This window comes from Bradyrhizobium sp. P5_C12, from assembly GCF_054049735.1.
Map to the genome: position 1 here is coordinate 185,675 of NZ_JBFULU010000001.1, position 16,564 is coordinate 202,238.

General features: G+C 64.5%; 15 protein-coding genes. 4 read left to right on the forward strand and 11 right to left on the reverse strand.

Features of this window, described 5'->3' with window-relative positions:
- Positions 1-432 precede the first annotated feature (432 nt).
- The 5 genes from ACXJMY_RS00890 to ACXJMY_RS00910 all read right to left on the reverse strand — a co-directional run bounded on the left by ACXJMY_RS00890 (position 433) and on the right by ACXJMY_RS00910 (position 5,656).
- Entirely contained in the window at positions 433-2,436 is a 2,004-nt protein-coding gene (locus ACXJMY_RS00890) for a putative bifunctional diguanylate cyclase/phosphodiesterase (protein WP_456617424.1), read from the reverse strand.
- Between the two features lie 6 nt (positions 2,437-2,442).
- On the reverse strand, positions 2,443-3,447 hold the full coding sequence (dctP, locus tag ACXJMY_RS00895) for a TRAP transporter substrate-binding protein DctP (RefSeq protein ID WP_456617425.1): 1,005 nt from the start codon (positions 3,445-3,447) through the stop codon (positions 2,443-2,445).
- 222 nt (positions 3,448-3,669) lie between these two features.
- A complete protein-coding gene (locus ACXJMY_RS00900) occupies positions 3,670-4,602 on the reverse strand; it encodes an alpha/beta hydrolase (protein WP_456617426.1) in 933 nt (310 codons plus the stop codon).
- A 123-nt stretch (positions 4,603-4,725) separates the two neighbouring features.
- Complete coding sequence (locus ACXJMY_RS00905; RefSeq protein WP_456617427.1) at positions 4,726-5,220, reverse strand: hypothetical protein; 495 nt, start codon at positions 5,218-5,220, stop codon at positions 4,726-4,728.
- 25 nt (positions 5,221-5,245) lie between these two features.
- A complete protein-coding gene (locus ACXJMY_RS00910; RefSeq protein ID WP_456617428.1) occupies positions 5,246-5,656 on the reverse strand; it encodes a DUF3606 domain-containing protein in 411 nt (136 codons plus the stop codon).
- Positions 5,657-5,928: 272 nt separating this feature from the next.
- Here ACXJMY_RS00910 and ACXJMY_RS00915 point away from each other — a divergent pair, with 272 nt between their 5' ends.
- The gene (locus tag ACXJMY_RS00915) at positions 5,929-6,075 is read left to right on the forward strand and encodes a hypothetical protein (RefSeq protein ID WP_369720875.1); all 147 of its coding nucleotides are present in this window, start codon (positions 5,929-5,931) and stop codon (positions 6,073-6,075) included.
- Here ACXJMY_RS00915 and ACXJMY_RS00920 read toward each other — a convergent pair.
- The 3 genes from ACXJMY_RS00920 to ACXJMY_RS00930 are packed head-to-tail and all read right to left on the reverse strand — an operon-like array spanning position 6,072 to position 9,887.
- Positions 6,072-7,658, reverse strand: coding sequence for an ATP-binding protein (locus ACXJMY_RS00920; RefSeq protein WP_456617429.1), 1,587 nt, complete (start codon positions 7,656-7,658; stop codon positions 6,072-6,074). The two genes, ACXJMY_RS00915 and ACXJMY_RS00920, sit on opposite strands and share 4 nt — an antisense overlap.
- Positions 7,655-8,359 (reverse strand): response regulator, encoded by a 705-nt coding sequence (locus tag ACXJMY_RS00925; protein ID WP_456617430.1) that lies wholly within the window; start codon positions 8,357-8,359, stop codon positions 7,655-7,657. The genes ACXJMY_RS00920 and ACXJMY_RS00925 overlap by 4 nt, the downstream gene beginning before the upstream one ends.
- Before the next feature lie 19 nt (positions 8,360-8,378).
- The gene (locus ACXJMY_RS00930; RefSeq protein WP_456617431.1) at positions 8,379-9,887 is read right to left on the reverse strand and encodes a DUF4153 domain-containing protein; all 1,509 of its coding nucleotides are present in this window, start codon (positions 9,885-9,887) and stop codon (positions 8,379-8,381) included.
- A gap of 187 nt (positions 9,888-10,074) precedes the next feature.
- On the opposite strand from ACXJMY_RS00930, the gene ACXJMY_RS00935 reads away from it, so the two are divergent.
- Positions 10,075-11,418, forward strand: coding sequence for a glycoside hydrolase family 3 N-terminal domain-containing protein (locus ACXJMY_RS00935; protein WP_456617432.1), 1,344 nt, complete (start codon positions 10,075-10,077; stop codon positions 11,416-11,418).
- On the opposite strand, the gene ACXJMY_RS00940 is transcribed toward ACXJMY_RS00935, so the two are convergent.
- The 3 genes from ACXJMY_RS00940 to ACXJMY_RS00950 form a co-directional block, all read right to left on the reverse strand.
- Complete coding sequence (locus ACXJMY_RS00940; RefSeq protein ID WP_456617433.1) at positions 11,415-13,037, reverse strand: ABC transporter substrate-binding protein; 1,623 nt, start codon at positions 13,035-13,037, stop codon at positions 11,415-11,417. The genes ACXJMY_RS00935 and ACXJMY_RS00940 overlap by 4 nt on opposite strands.
- Before the next feature lie 94 nt (positions 13,038-13,131).
- Complete coding sequence (gene hydA, locus ACXJMY_RS00945) at positions 13,132-14,586, reverse strand: dihydropyrimidinase (protein WP_456617434.1); 1,455 nt, start codon at positions 14,584-14,586, stop codon at positions 13,132-13,134.
- A gap of 124 nt (positions 14,587-14,710) precedes the next feature.
- Positions 14,711-15,319, reverse strand: coding sequence for a TetR/AcrR family transcriptional regulator (locus ACXJMY_RS00950; protein WP_456617435.1), 609 nt, complete (start codon positions 15,317-15,319; stop codon positions 14,711-14,713).
- A gap of 102 nt (positions 15,320-15,421) precedes the next feature.
- Between ACXJMY_RS00950 and ACXJMY_RS00955 the strand changes: the two genes are divergently transcribed.
- Positions 15,422-16,117 (forward strand): PspA/IM30 family protein, encoded by a 696-nt coding sequence (locus ACXJMY_RS00955; RefSeq protein ID WP_456617436.1) that lies wholly within the window; start codon positions 15,422-15,424, stop codon positions 16,115-16,117.
- 47 nt (positions 16,118-16,164) lie between these two features.
- On the forward strand, positions 16,165-16,449 hold the full coding sequence (locus ACXJMY_RS00960) for a YiaA/YiaB family inner membrane protein (RefSeq protein ID WP_456617437.1): 285 nt from the start codon (positions 16,165-16,167) through the stop codon (positions 16,447-16,449).
- Positions 16,450-16,564 lie beyond the last annotated feature (115 nt).

A 16,564-nucleotide genomic window follows, 5' to 3' on the forward strand; every position in this document is an offset into this window, starting at 1 on the left:
TCCTCCCTCCCAACAGCGCTACCTGCCTTGTCGCACTCTTTGGCATGACGACCCCCAAGACTACATGCTCTCAAGGACGCTGATTCGCAGGTCAATATTGCTCAGTTTCGACGGCCACCGCATTGGGTATCAGAAGTCCCGATTTGCCGGGACGACGCTCTCCGTCGCGATGCTTGGACATGATGCTCTTTGTAGCGAATCTGCTCGCTGCGAGGGTCTGCTGCTAGGATAGCCATGTTGTCCAACCCGTTTGGTGGGTGCCCCGACGGGTTGCGAAACCTTGCACCAACAAGTCGCTCCAGCGCCTTGTGTCATCATGCGAAAAGCCGACATCGCGCGCAATATCGAGGTCGGTTAACTGCGCCATCAGCAGACGTAGTCATCCGAAAATCCGCATCATTATTGCTTTGCCGATACAGGCAAGGGGCCGTGCTACCGTTCAGCCGATAGGTTGACGAGGCGCGGCTTGGGCGCTTGTGCAGTCGCGGACGAAGGTGCCGGCGTTGTCTTCTCAAAGTCCGCGAGAATGCTGGCGCCGAGCTCCGAGGCGGGGACCGGCCGGCCGAAGAAGAACCCCTGGGCCTGATCACCGTCGGCCGATTCGAGAAAAGCCGCCTGGTTGGCGGTTTCGACGCCCTCGACCGTCACTCGCATGTGCAGCTCGCGTCCGAGCGCGATGATCGCTTTCACCACCGTCCCGACCTGACAATGGGAGCCGTCGAGGCCCTGTATGAAGCTTCGATCGATCTTGATCTTGTCGAACGGAAAGCGCCACAGATAGCTGAAGCTCGAATAGCCGGCCCCGAAATCGTCCATCACGATGGCCACGCCCATCGCCTTGAGCGTCAGGAGCTGCGCCATGATCGTTTCGGTGTTACCGAGCAGCAGGCTTTCGGTGATCTCCAATTCGAGCCGGTGCGCCGCGAGGCCCGCCTCTTTCAGTGCGGCGGCGACGATGTCGCTGATGCTGCCCGCAACGAACTGCGCGGGCGACAGGTTCACTGCAACGGTCAGGTGCTCCGGCCAGGTCGCGGCGGTGCGGCATGCCTCCCGCAAGACCCACGCCCCGATCTGGTCGATAAGCCGCAACTCCTCGGCGACGGGAATGAAGGTCAATGGCGGAATGAACGTTCCGTCCGCCGCGGGCATGCGGATCAGCGCTTCGAAGCCGACAAGGCGGCGCTGAGACATTTCGAAGAGCGGCTGGTAATGCAGTTCGAAGCGATCATCTAGCACCGCCTCGCGGATCGTCCTCTCGAGCTCGATCCGCGCGTGCAACGCAGTATCCATCTCGGGCAGGAAAAACCGGATGCAATTGCGGCCGGCAGCCTTGGCCGCGTACAGCGCCAGATCGGCGCTCTTGAGCAACTGCTCCGCGGTGGTGCCTTCCTCCGGCGCCAGGGCCACGCCGATGCTGGCGGTGGTGAGGATCTCGTGCTGCTTGAACTTCACCGGAGCATTTACAGCGGTGGCAAGATGGCGCGCAAACGCCTCGGCCTGCGTCCTGCCGGCGACGTCATACTGCACGACGACGAACTCGTCCCCGCCGAGCCGGGCCACCACGTCGTCGATCCGGACCGTTGCACGCAAACGCTCCGCGATGGACTTGAGCAGAAAATCGCCGCCGTCATGACCAAGCGTATCGTTGACCTCCTTGAAGCGGTCGACGTCGATGAAGTGCACGGCAAGGCTGCCGCCCCGCTTCGGCAAGTGAGCGAGAGCTCTCTCCAGTTTTTCGATCAGATGGGGACGATTGGCCAGTCCGGTCAACGCGTCATGGTGGGCGAGGAATCGGATGCGTCGGTCAGCCTGTTTCACCTTTGTTTCACGATACCACGCAATCGCGGGAATGGAGAAGGCGAGGCCCGACAGCAGGCAAAGGAATACGGCCGCGGTCAGGAACGTATTGTGGACATTCTTGCGTTGCTCGGTTTCATCCACGTAGGCCGCAACGACCGCGGTGAGGCGACCATCGGTCTGGACCGGGACATAGGCGAGGGCGAAGAATGCCGGCCGGTCGGCCGAAGTGCCCTCCCTGACGTCGACGATCGGCCGACCGTCAGCGACTGATCGCGCCGCGTCGGGGCTGTATTCGGACAAGTCGACGAGCGCGATCTTTTCGCGCGTCGAAACGAGCTGGGAGTAGCCATTGCGGTTGAATATTTCGTAGTGAAAGACCTCGCCGGAATTTCGCGCCGACAGGAAGAACCTCAGACTCGCGGCTGAAGGCTGCTCGCCGCCGGCGATCTGCTCAAGATCGGTGACGCTGGCCGCCAGGAACCTCGCCCAGCTGCGCGCGGTCGACATCGCATCTTGGCGGAGAAGGTGATCGGTCGTGATCTTCAGGGTCATCCCGGTGCCCGTCAACAGAATGGCGAGCGCAGCGACGATGGTGACGATGTTTCGCTGAGGCCAGATGTTGGCGAGCGACGGCATCCGCGGCTACCGGGTCGATCGCATTTTCGTGAGCTCGGTCCGGACCGTTTTCAGCAGCTCGGCATTGTGCTCACTTTTTGAAGCCCAATCATTGGCAATGGCTGCGAACACGGCATTTGCCGCATCGAGGTCCGACGACGAGGGCATGATCACCTGGCGCTTCGGATCGGACTTCAGTTCCCGCATAATGCTGTTTTCCGCCGCTTCGTAGGTATCCATGAAGCGCGCGGCAGCCCACTCACCGCTGTATTTGAGGATGATCGCCTGGGCCAATTCGGGCAGCCGATTGAACGTTTTCCGGCTCATCAAAACCATCAATGGCGCGCCGCTGATTCCAAGAAGGTAATGATAGGTTGCAACGCGTTTGATGCCATAATCGACCAATGGAGACGGTGGCACGAGCGCGCCATCGATGCTGCCGTTGCCGATGGCTTCCGAGATCTTGGTGACCGGCAGAAACACGGGCTGCGCTCCGAGCTTTTCCAGCGCGGCGGCTTCGCCGGGATTGTTGACGCGAATTCTCTTGCCCTTCAAATCATTCAGCGACGTGATCGGGATCTTGCTGTGGATCGTCTCCGGTTCGGTGACGTAGGCGCCGATCACGGTGTAGTCATCGTATCCTTGCAATGCGTTGGCGGCCACGAGCCGGGTGAACACAGGAACGGACTCCCGCATGCTCGTAAACAGACCCGGCATCTCGACGATTGCATTATCTGCGAACCGGTTGCGCGTCAGGCCTGTCACGACGTAGGCGATGTCGGCCGTACCATCGAGCACGAGCTGGGGCTGTTCAGCCGGATCCTTGCCGAGCGCGCCGCTGAAATAGGTTTCGATTTCGATCAGGCCTCTTGCCTCGGCGTTGACCGCGTCGACAAACGGTCTGACCGCGGCGAGATAACTCGTCGAGCGGTCGGAGCTGGGGAAGGCCAATTTGAGCTTGACCGGTTCGGCGGCCGACGCCGAAATCAACACAAAAGAGATCACCGCGCATCGTGCCAGCAACTTGAGCATCGGTTTTCCGATCGTGGCGGCGGCGCGTCACACAGTGGTGCGAGACGCCGATTTCCTTAGTCCTAGTGACCCCCCACAGATAGAAATTCTCCAGATAACTCTCCTAGATAGCACGCGGCGATGCCGGGCGGCGACGAAATCGCGAATCGTGGTTGGAGGCATGCTAACGCGAGCGAGACAATTGTCTGGGAGGCGCCAATGCGATTTGGCTTACTTCGGCGGCTACGGCAGCCCGCGCGCCTCGAGCTGATGCACCAGCAGCAGCGTCGGCTCGGCGAGGCTGTCGCCGGAGCCGTCGAGGCCGAACGCGGCGGCGATGCCGTCGCGGCTGCGCAGCAGCGTGCTGCGCGGACAGTGGCCGGCGCCGCACAGCGTCTTCTTCAGCACCTCGCCCTGCGACACGAGGTTCGCGGGATCGTTCGCGGCCCAGGCCAGCACGATCGGCGCATCGACGTTGAGGATGCCGGGGAAGACCGACCGCTTGTCGTACTGGCTGGCATCGGTGCCGAAATAGGCCTTCTCGCTGTCGCTGGCGTCCTTGCCCACGCGGTAGATACCGGACACCAGCACGACGGCGGCGACGTCGGCGCGGTCGGTCTGGAATTCGGGATGTGCCAGCAGGCTGGCGACATGGAAGGCGCCGGCGCCATAGCCGACCGCGACGATCTCGCGGGCGTCGCCGTTGAACAGGTCGATGTTCTGGTGGACCCAGGACAGCGCGGCCGCGACATCGGTCGCACCCATCGGCCAGGCGGCCGCGGGCGCCAGGCGATAGGTCACGCGCACGCCAATCATGCCGTTGCGGGCGGCAAAGCACATCGCCTGGTCCTGGATCTCGCGGGACAGGTCCGGCGCTCCGCGGTCACCGGTGAACGTGTCGCCCCCCACGAACAGCAGCACGGGCCGGGGCGTATCCGCCTTGGTCTCGCCGGTGGTGGCGACGTCGAGCACGTTGGCCTCGCTCTCGCCGTAGCGCAGGCCTCGCGAGAACGAGACCGGCTCGCACAGCCGCGCGGTGCCGCCGGCGGTCGTGTCGCTATCGGTGAGGCCCACCCGGACAAGATCGGAGGGCGCCGTCAGCCGCGCCGGCAGCGGACCGTGCGCGGACGCCGCCGTGACACTCAGAACAAGGAAAAATGCGAGATAATTCTTCATGTTGGTGCCGGCCTTGCGTGCCTGATATGGCGTCGCTGGTTTGGCCTGTCTTTTCAATTCGCCTTATTAGTGAGTTCGTCTGAGGCGATTTCACGGCGCCCGGTTTTGTCCGCCAGGTTCGGCTCAATTCTCCGGCTGGAACGTGCAATCCGCCCCGCTGCCGTCCTTCCGCCGGATGGCATTGGGGTCGATCGTGCAGCTCAGCCGGGTCAGGCTCTCGAAATTCGATCCCGCCGCGCCATCCGGCGGAACGCCGGCCAGCGCCTCGGTCGCGAAGATCTCGTTGGCCGTGGAGCCGTTCACGTTCTTGACCTTCTTGCCGAAGGAGACTTCGCAGTTGCGTAACGTGATGTCGACATTGCTGGTGCGGCAGACGATCCGGTCCGCGGTCACCACGATCGCCTTCTTGTAGGGAACGTCGCTGTTGGCGGCGAACAGCATCGCCATCGCCTTCTTCTCGGCGCCCGACAGGACCGGCGACAGCGGTGCGATCACGCCCGCGAGCGCCAGCGCCGTGGCGCCCGAGACCTTTGCGGGCTCCGCAGCGGACGCGCCGGCGGCGTGGAAGGCGCCGGCAAGAACGACGGCGCAGGTGAGGATCACGCGACCCGATTTCATTCTTGTCTCCCCCGGACCCGAAGCCTTAGGCCGCCTTTTTCCGCTTGATCGTCTTCTTCGCAGTCTTCTTGGCAGCCTTCTTGGCCTTCTTCGCCGCCTTCTGGGCAGCGAGGTAGGCTTCGACCTTCCTGGAGGAATGGCCGGCCGCCGCGACGGCGGCCTTCAGCTTTGCCGGGGTGATCTTGAATTTCTTCGACCAATAGCGGACTTCATAGGCCTCGCTCAAGGCGATCCGGCTCTTGTCGGAGGCGCGGTGCTTCTGGAGCTTGATGTAGTCCTCGACCTTCCTGGCGGAGTGGCCGACCTTCTTGACGGCGTATTTCAGCTTGGCCGGCGTCACCTTGAACTTCTTCGACCAGTAGGCGACTTCGTACCTCTCGGTGAGCGCAATCAGCGCGCGATCGGCTCCGCCCCGTTTTGCCTTGTTGTCGGCCATGCGTCCCTCCCGCCATGGATGCGTGCGTGCACTGTAGCATGCAATCGGATTCGGAAGGCAAGCCTGCCAACCCCGCGGCGGTTGCGCGTCGCGGCTGTTTTGCCCCGACGCCTCAAGCGCTTGCGCAGCGCGACCCTGCTTCATGCCGGGCCAGGTCGTTCTACTGTGCATGGGGTTGTTTGCGCGTTTTTGTCCCTCGCGCTTCCGTGATGGAACCTTATGGCGGCTGTGGCGACTTACCTATGACGCGGGGAGAAACGTGCGAGGCTGTAATGGCAGAGCAGTGGAAGCATACCGCCGATCCGGCCGAGATCATGCGGGCGAATGGTCACCCTGAGCTGGAATATGCCGCCGGCTGGACCATCGCCGGCCTGGTCACCATCGGCACCATCGTCGCCGCCTGGGTGTTCGCGATCTAGGCTGCGGGAAACCGGAGCTCGAACGCCGCGCCCTCGTCGGTCGGCTTGAGCCGGATCGAGCCGCCATGGCTCGCCATCACCGCGCGCGCAATCGCGAGCCCCATCCCGGTCCCGCCCTGGTCGCGGCGGGTGGTGAAGAAGGCGTCAAATATCCTGTCGCGGTTCGGCGCCGAGATCGGCTCCCCGTCATTGCTCACCGTCAGAAGCAAGGTCGTGCGCTCGTCGACCGCCTCCAGCCGGATTGACCTCGCCTTGTGCCGCATCGCGTTGTCGGCGAGATGCGACAGGACGATCAGCGCTTTTTCGCCGGACATGCCGATCGGCCGGTCGAGGCTGCCGCTGGCTAGAATCGCGCTTGCCGGAAACCGGCTCTTGAGGTCGGCGATGACGGGCGCGAGCTCGGTGCGCTCGTTCTGCGGCAGGCTCTCGGCGCGGGCCAGTTCGCGCAGCCGCTGCGCCATCGCCTCCAGCCGCTGTGTGTCCGACAGGATGTTGGCGATGAAGGTCTTCTGCTCGGCGGGCGTCAGGCCGTCGGCCCTGCCCTGAAGCGAATCCTGCAACAGCTCGGCTGCGCCCTTGATCGAGGTCAACGGCGATTTCAGTTCGTGGGTGAGATGCGCCGAGAACGTCGCGATGTAATCCGAGCGTCGCGCCAGCTGCTCGGCCATGCCGAGGAAGCTGTGCGAGAGCTGGGCGAACTCGCGGGTGCCGTAATGCCTGAGCGGCTTGAAGGCTTCCCGGTCGCCGCGGCCGATCCGCGCGGCGCGATCGATCAGTTCGCGCATCGGCAGCGTGATGGTGCGCGAGAACACCAGCCCGATCGCGATGGTGCCGAGGATCACGGCGAGCCCCGCCAGCACGAACTTGGCCCGCTCCTGGTAGAGATGGTCGAAGATGTTGCTCGGCGTCCGCGTGGTGTAGATCACCCCCGCAACGCGGTTGTTGACGATGACGGGCATCGCCGAGAACACGTGCACGCCGAGCCCGCGGCTGAAGGAATAGATCGGCGGCGGCGGCTTGTCCGGCACGCGGTTGCGCAAGGTGGCGCGGTATTGGCCGCGCAGCGCGTCGGCCACCTCCTCGATATGGGCGAGCGATTGCCCGACCTCCTGGCGCCCTGCGATCACCACGCCTTGCGGATCGAGGATGCGAAAGCCCGCCAGCGTCACCTTCTGGGTCTCGCGGATGATCGGTGTCAGCCTGGCGCCGATCTCGACATAGGCTGGCTGCGCCGGCCGGGTCGCTGCTTGCGCATCCGGCCGCCGCCGCAACAGGTCGTTGGCGGTGAGGTCAAGCGCCGGACGGATCGGCGTGACCTGGTCGCCGGGATCGGGCAGCACGCCGGGCGGCACCTCGATGCCGAGCGTCAGGCCGCCATCGAGCCGGGCCGTGACCTCCTGCGCATAGATCGTCGCCACCACGCGGCTCTGCGCGATCAGCTCGGCCTGGGTCTGGCGGATCAGCTGGTTGTCGTAGAGGCGGAAGAAGAACAGGCCGACCAGCGGCAGCACGCCGACGGTGGTCAGCACCGCGAAGATCACGAGGGTGAGCGACGGCCGCCATTTGTCGGGGGCCGCGCTCATGCCTGTTTCTCGCAGCGGCCGAGCTTGAAGCCGACGCCATGGATGGTCTCGATCACATTGTCGCAAGCGAGCGCCGCAAGCTTGGCGCGGATGTTGCGGATGTGGCTGTCGATGGTGCGGTCGGAGACCTGGATGTTGAGCTGATAGGCCGCCCGCATCAGCTGCTCGCGGTTGAACACCGAAGTCGGCCGGGTCAGGAACGCGCGCAGGATCCCGAACTCGATCGCAGTCAGTTTCAGCGGCGTGCCGGCAAAGGACGCCACATGCTGCTCGGGATCGATCAGGAGGCCGCCTTGCGACAGCGCGCTCGGCCCGGCCTTGGCGTCGCCGTTGCGCGGGCTGAGGCGGCGGAGGATGACGTTGACCCGCGCCACCAGCTCGCGCGGGCTGAACGGCTTTGTCACGTAATCGTCGCCGCCGATCTCGAGGCCGAGGATGCGGTCGATCTCCTCGTCGCGCGCCGACAGGAACAGGATCGGCACGTCCGAGGTCTTGCGTATCTCGCGGCAGACGTCGAGGCCGTCGAACTCCGGCATGCCGATGTCGAGCACGATCAGGTCGGGCCGGTCGGCGGCAAATCGGCTGAGTGCCTCCTTGCCGTCGCGCGCCTCGATCACGTCCATGCCGGCCTTCTTCAGCGCCACGCGGATGACCTCGCGGATGTGGCCTTCGTCGTCGACGATGAGAATGCGATGCGCCAAGACCCTCTCCGCTTCCTCGTCAGCCCGCCGGTTGGTCGCCGGGCTGAGTCTTCGCCTGCGCATCCAGCCGGCGTTGTAGCCGCCAGCTGCGAAAGCCCCAGGCCCGCCAGGCCAGATCCTGACGCTGAAGTTCTACAAGGCGGTCGCGGCGCGACACAAGGCAGCTTTCGCTTGCGCCGGCGCGGAGCGCGATCGCCTTGTCGATCGCGGGCAGCGCCTGCGGCCCGAGCGTGAGAAGGTAATTGATATCGATCTGCACGCCTTTGCCCGATGCCTCCCGGCTGTGAGCGACATTATAGTCGGCAATGAACGCATCGAAGTTCACGAGCGAGCAGCTATACAACACGATCGTTAACGCGATCAGGTTGGCGCCGACGAGCCACCGGTTGGGCCGGTTGAGCGCGATGCGGGCAACGATCAGGACCAGCCCGAGCGCCACCAGCCCCATCCAGATGAAGGCCGCGATGCGCCAGTAGGTCAGCATGTAGATATCCACGTAGAGGTCGAGGCGGAGAATGGAGGAGGCGACCAGAAGCACGTTCTGACCCACCCAGAGATAGACCAGCGGCCGGATCACCGTCGATTTCTCGGCCGGTCCGCCTGGCCGCATCGCGACCAGCACGAAGGCGGCGGCAAGTAGCGCAGTCGCGATCAGCGGATAGGCGCCGCGATGGGCATAGGCCGCATAGGTCAAATTGGCCGGCAACGCCACATGGCCCCAGAGGTAGATGCCATCGAGAATGGATTGCGCCGCGAACAGCAGATTGAACAGGATCAGCGAACGCAGAATGGTGGAGGGGCCCAGGAACTCGGCCGAGACCAGGGGCCGGAGCGGCGGCGGCACCGGGCCATCGTCGACGGTCGTGGTGAGAACTTTCCTGCGTCGCCAGCGCACATGGATGAACGGCCAGACCAGCGCCAGCATCAACGTCCAGAACAGCACACGCGGGATGCTGATATATTCGAGGATGAGCTTTGGATTGAGCAGGGACACCCACTGCTCGATCACCGGATTGGCCGCGGCGAACAGCGCGACAAAGACGGTGCTCAGCGCCGCGGGCAGCACCCAGAGCGCGATGCCGCGGGTGAACGCCGACATGTTGAAGACCTGGAGCGCGTCGGGGACGAATCTGAAGGGACCGAGCAGGAAGAAATTGCGCAGCGCGCGGGCGCGGTCGGCGAGTTCAGTCGTCTCCGGATTGGTCGCGAGCAGCAGCGCAATCGTCAGCGACGTGACGAGAATCAGGAACGACAGCGTGTTGAGCTCCTCGACGGCCGGCACGAGACCGAGCGTGACGACCGCGCCGCCGATCGCCGCGCGCCGAAAATCCAGTGCCGCGTGATTGAAGAGCACGGACACGGAGGCGATCGCGACGGCAAAGAGCGTGAGAGAAAGTCCGATCCGCTCGCCATAGAACAGCCAGTCGGCGAGCGCGGCGAGCGTCAGCGCGAGGCCGAGCTTGGCCGGAAGCGATGAATGCCTCATCGGCTGGATTTCCGCTGCTATGGTCGATGCCAGGCTCGTCATGTCCAAAAGACCTTTCGTGATGGGTGACATCACGAAGTCTGAACGTCCCCTGTGCAGAAGGCGGGATCATCGTCTGCACGGCTTCAGGAGTTTGGTGCAGTTTCCGTGCAGGCGCGCTTTTGACTCTCGCGCGGCGTGAATCGCTTTGATAGGTGCGAAGCATTCGCCACCGCACGCGTGATGCATCATGCAATTCCTCCGTCGTATCGGCTTCATCCTGCTCTGGCTGGCCGCGCCCGTCCTCGCATTCGCGGCTGCCAACAAGAACGATCCCTATCTGCTCGTGCTGCGCGGCGCCGGAAACGTCGCGCTTGTCGCCGCAAGCATCATGATCATCGTCGTCCTCGTGCGCCGGGGGCATTGGCGCCGGATCGCCGGCAAGCCGCTCGTTCTGCTCTGGTGCCTGCCGCCGCTGCTGATGGCGGCGGCGCATCTACGATTCGAACTGCGCAAGCACGACGTTCTCGGGGCCAGCGCCACCGAGGCGCGGCAGCTCGGCCCCCACTTCATGGTCGGCTATTCGTCCTTCCCCGGGGTCGCGCGCCTCGCCGGGCAGGGCCTGATCGGCGGCATCTACGTCACCCGGCACAACATCCGGGGACGAACGGTCGAGGCGCTGCGTGCCGAGATCGCCGCGCTCCAGGACAAGCGGCGCGTCGCAGGCCTGCCGCCCCTGGTCGTCGCCGCCGATCAGGAGGGCGGCATCGTCGGGCATCTTGCGCCGCCGCTGACGAAGGTGCCGGCGCTGGCGACGCTCACCGGGCTCGCGCCCGACGACCAGCAGGTCAAGGCCGAAGAGTTCGGCCGCATCCACGGGCGGGAGCTCGCCGGGCTCGGCGTCAACCTCAATCTGGCACCGGTGCTCGACTTGAAGCCGCCGGTCCGGCGCAACCGTCTCGATTTCCATACGCTGATCGGCCAGCGTGCGATTGCCACCGATCCCGTTGTCGTCAGCGCGATCGCGAGCGCCTATGTGCGCGGGCTGGAGGCCTCCGGCGTCGGCGCCACGCTCAAACATTTCCCCGGCATCGGCCGCGTTCGCACCGACACGCATCATTTCAGCGCCAATCTCGATACGCCGGTCAGGGAGCTGGAGACGACCGATTGGCTCCCGTTTCGCGAGGTGCTGTCGCAGTCGCACAGTGCGCTCATGGTCGGCCACGTCACGCTCACCGCGGTCGATCCGGATCGCGCGGCCTCCCACTCGAAGCGCGTCGTCGAGGGGATCATTCGCGACAAGTGGAAGTACCAGGGCGTGGTGATGACCGACGATCTCGTGATGGGCGCGATCTACCAGAATGACGTCTGCAAGGCCGTGGTCGAGGCCATCAACGCCGGGGTCGACCTGCTGCTGGTCGCCTATGACGGCGCGCAGTTCTATCGGATCTTCCAATGCGCGCTGGAGGGATCGCGGCAAGGCAGGCTCGATGCGGCGACGCTGCGCGCGAGCCAGGCGCGGCTGGAGAAGGCCTTGCCGACGGAGCAGGCGCGAGCTGCCTCACGCGTCGTCCGTGTCGTCGATCAGCATTAGCCCTTCACGAACTGACGATAGTCCGGCTCGCGGTGAAACCAGAATTCGTAGCCGGACACGCCTTTTTGCATGGCGACGTCGTGGATCGGCTGGTTGAGCGGAACGACGGGAACGTCGCGCATGCAGAGCGCCACGAAGTCCTTCACGGCCTTGTCGTATTCCGCCGCGTCCGTGGTGAACCGCGCCTTGTCGATCAGCGCGTCCATCTCCTTGTTCTGATAGGAGGAGATGTTGAAGATCGAATTGTTGCCGTGAAAATTCCAGTAGAAGTAATATTCGGGATAATCGAGCCAGCCGCTGAAGCGGTTGAGCGCGAGCGGCAACTCCTTCTTGTTCAGCGTGGTGCGCCAGTTCGCGCCGGGAATCTTTTCGATCGATGCCTTGATGCCGATCTTGGCGAGACTTTCCTGGATCAGGATGGCGGTCGGCTCGCCGACCGTCGCCGTGCCGGTGTCGAGCGACAAGGTGGTCTCCAGGCCGGATTCGAATCCGGCTTCCTTCATCAGCGCCTTGGCCTTGTCGAGATCGGTGACATAGGGGAACGGCTGCGGCCATACCGGCTTTGAGACGTCGCTCGCTCCGCCATACATGGGAACCGCGCGTCCGAAGAAGGCGCTGCTCTGGATCTGCTCGTAAGGCATCGCCCAGGCGACGGCTTGGCGCAGCTTGACGTTGTCGAACGGAGGCTTCGCGGTGTTGAGCGCCACGTACCAAAGCGCATTGGGGATCGGCACACCCGAAACCTTGACCTTGCCCTCCTTGAGGATCTGCTCGAAATCACGCGGCGCAAATCCGCTGGAGAGGTCCGCATCTCCTCGTTCGAGCATCGCGCGCCGCGTGCCCGCGGACGGTACATCGCGCGCGATCACGCGCTTGATCTTCGGCAATGGTCCGCTCGTCCAGTCGTCGAAGCGCGTGAACACGGTCTCGCTGCCCGGCTTCCAGCTTTCGATCCTGTAGGCCCCGCCGCCGGCCTCGTTGGTCTTGAGCCACGCCAGGGCCCAGGGATCCTCCGGCGTCGCGTTCTTCTTTGCCAGTTCGGAGTTGATGATGAAGGGCACGACGACCGCGACGTTGAACAGCAGCATCTTGTCCTTGCGCACATAGTCGATGCGGAAGGTGTGGTCGTCGACGACCACGAACTGCTCGGGCTTTTCGAGCGACCCGGCCGACATCTGGAAGGTCGGAAAGCCGCCGACCTTCACGGCGCGGTCGAACGACCATTTGACGTCCTTCGCCGTGACCGGCGTGCCGTCGTGGAATTTCGCGGTCGGTCTCAGCTTGAAAGTGCAGGACATGCCGTCGGCGGCGACCTCCCAGCTTTCCGCCAGCTCGGGCGCGAGCGTCGCGCGATCATAAGAGGGCGTGCCATCGGGCAGCGTCTTGGCGGCGTAGGTCAGCAGGCGATCGTAACAATTCCAGGACAGGCCGTTGACCGTCTGATTCGAGCCGACGCCTTGCATGTCGAGCGAGTTCGGTCCCAGCTCCTGCACCACCAGCAGCGTCTCCGCGCGGCCCTGCGCCGAGGCGAAGCGCGGAGCGAATGCCGTCATTCCGGCAGCGCCGAGACCGCCGAGCATCACGTTGCGGCGGCTTACATGGAAAGATGATGCGCTCATTGGTGCCTCCTCGAGAGAGATTTGCGACATAAAGAGGCAAAGCGCGTGCCATCAACCGCGCTTCATGGCGTCGCATCCCGCACGGACTGCGTTCTCAGGGTGTGACTGCGCCACGGCTGACCGCGCGCGGCGCAGTCAGCTCCTTCCAGGTGGAATTCGCCACATGTACCGGTGAGAACGCGGGACGCTCGACATAGCGGCCGTCGCCGGCTTCGGCGCGCAGATCGCCAGCCTTCCATACGATGCGGCCGCGCGACAGCGTCGCTGCGGGTCCGCCGGTGCAGGCAAAGCCTTCGAACACGTTGTAATCGATCCGGCTCATCTGCCGCTTCGCGCTGATGGTCTTGGTTGCCTTGGGATCCCACACCACGATATCGGCATCCGAGCCCAGGGCGACCGCGCCCTTGCGCGGATAGATGTTGAGGATGCGGGCGATGTTGGCCGAGGTCACCGCGACGAATTCTTCCTTCGTCAGCCGTCCCGTGGCGACGCCGGCGGTCCACAGCAGCGCAAGGCGATCTTCCAGGCCGCCGGTGCCGTTCGGGATCTTCCTGAAGTCGCCGAGTCCGAACCGCTTCTGCTCGGTCGTGAAGGCGCAGTGGTCGGTTGCGACCACCTGGAGCGAGCCGGATTGCAGGCCGGCCCACAGGCTGTCCTGGTGGGATCTGTCGCGGAACGGCGGCGACATCACCCGCTGCGCGGAATGATTCCAGTCCTTGTTCTGATACTCGCCGGCGTCGAGCAAGAGATGCTGGATCAGCGGCTCGCCATAGACGCGCTTTCCGGCGGCGCGCGCCCGCGCAATAGCCTCATGCGCCTCGCGGCAACTGGTGTGCACGATGTAGACCGGCGTGCCCGTCATGTCCGCGATCATGATGGCGCGGTTGGTGGCTTCGCCCTCGACCTCCGGCGGCCGCGAATAAGCGTGGCCCTCGGGGCCGGTGACGCCGCGCGCGATCAGCGCCTCCTGCATCAGGGCGACGACGTCGCCATTCTCCGCATGCACCACCGGCATGGCGCCGAGATGGGCGCAGCGCGCGAAGGAATTATAGAGCTCGTCATCGTTCACCATCAGTGCGCCCTTGTAGGCCATGAAATGCTTGAAGGTGTTGATGCCGTAGGTTTTGACCACGGTCTCCATCTCGTCATAGATCTGCTTCGACCACGACGTCACCGCCATGTGGAAGCCGTAGTCGGAGGCCGCCTTCTCGGATTTGTGCCGCCACTCCTGATAGGCCGCGAGCATCGACTGGCCGGGATCGGGCAGGCAGAAATCCACCACCATGGTGGTGCCGCCGACGAGCGCCGCCTTCGTTCCCGATTCGAAATCGTCGGCGGTGACGGTGCCCATGAACGGCATTTCGAGATGCGTATGCGGATCGATCCCGCCGGGGATGACGTAGGCGCCGCCGGCATCGACGATCTCCGTGCCCGTGGGGGCCTCGATCGATGCGCCGACCGCGACAATGGTGTCGCCGTCGATCAGCACGTCCGCACGGCGCGAATGATCATGATTGACGACGGTGCCGCCGCGGATGAGGAGGGGCATGGGGGGACTCCGGGGAGAGGGCTGGACGCCGCGAAAGCTAAGCGTGGTAGCCGCGATGCGACAGGCGAAATTTTAGTCAGCCGTTGCCGGCCGATTCGCTTCGTCCTCTCGCAGTGACCGGAATCTACCCTGTGCGCGCGACCAGCCCGTCCAGCATCGCGCGGACAAGGCCGGCGATCTCATGTCGCAGCGCCGGCAGCGGAACTGCGACCAGCTTCTGCTCCAGTCCGAGCGCCACCATGCCGTGCACCGCCGAGAACAGGCTGCGCGCGGTGATGCCGAGCTGTTCCGGACTGCGCTTGGGAAACAGTGAGGCAAGCGGCCGGTAGATGTGGCCGAACAGCTCCATCTGCTCGCTGATCGCCCAGTCGGGCACGGCCTTGCCGCGCTCCATGCGGTGCTCGAACAGCGCGCGCCAGAGTTCGAGATGTTCGGCGGCGAAGTCGCAATAGGCGATGGCGATGCGGACCAGCGTCTCCTGCGGCGAGGGGGCGCCCGTGCTCTCCGCTGCGCTGAGCGCCTCGTCGAGCCGAAGCAGCGTTCGCGATCCGACCCGCAGGATCAGCTCGTCCACATCGGCGACGAGATTGTAGACCGCGCCATTGGCGCAGCCGATCTCGCGGGCAAGATCCCGGGTTTTCAGGCCGGCCAATCCCCGCTCGGCGATCATCCGCTCCGCCGCCAGGATCAGGTCGATCCGAAGTTTCTCTCGACGTTCCAAGGCTTTAGACATTTGTTAACCATAATTCATGAGCGTCGCTCAAATTTATCTTGAGCAATGCTCAAGATATGCTACAAAGCGCCTGTGAGCAATGCTCATAACAGGGAGCAGGCAATGTTCAAGACCGTAGTGACACTCTTCCGCGGCAGCGTGGCGGCCGCCGGCGAGGAGCTGGAAGACCGAACCGCACTTCTGATCCTCGATCAGCAGATGCGCGACGCCGCCGCCGCCGTCGAGCGCAGCAAGCGGACGCTGGCCCTGGCGATCGCCCAGGACCAGCAGGAGGGCCGCAAGCTCGAGGCCACCTGCGCGCGCATCGCCGATCTCGAGACCCGGGCCGTTGCGGCGCTCGACGGCGGACGCGAGGATCTCGCCAAGGACGCCGCCGAGGCCATCGCCGGCCTCGAGGCTGACCGTGACGCGGCGATGACGGCGCGCGCGCTGTTCGCGACCGAGATCGCCCGGCTGAAGCGGCACGTCGCAAGCGCGCAGGCCCGTATCACCGAGCTCGATCGCGGCCGCCGCGTCGCCCGCGCCTCGGAAGCGGTGCGTTCGCTACGCCGCAGCGGCATCGAGGCGGCCCGTCCTTACGAATCCACGCTGCCGGATGCGGAGAACACGCTGAAGCGCCTGCGCGACCGGCAGATCGAAGCCCAGGCCGCAGACGATGCGCTGGTCGAGCTCGATGCGGCCACGGGTCCGCTCGCCACCGCCGAGAAACTCGCCGAGCAGGGCTTCGGCCCCCGGCTCAAGACAACCGCGGACGACGTGCTGGCGCGGTTGAAGTCCAAGCGCACGCCGACTGACTGACTCCAACGATGATCATTCGCCACTACCTCAAGCAACAGGAGACCATCATGAACCCGACCACCCCGCTCCACAGCCCCGCCTGGATCACCTTCACTTACGTTTCGTTCGCCGCGTCCGCCTTCATGGTCGGCCTCGGCATCTTCTTCCTGCCGCTCGATCTCTCGATCAAAGGCTACCTCGCCATGGGCTTTCTGATGCTGGTGCAGTCCTGCATCACCATGACCAAGACGATGCGTGACAATCACGAGAGCAACCGCCTGGTGAACCGCATCGAAGACGCCAAGGCCGAACGCCTGCTCATGGAAGTCGAACGCGGCCCGCGGGCGGCGTAATATCGCGCCAGTCCGACCGGACCGTGGGGCGGCGGATGTCAGAGCATCCGCCGCCCGACGCACGTCCAGCCATTTGCCGCGACCGGCGCAACGTATCCTTTACCCTGCAACCGTC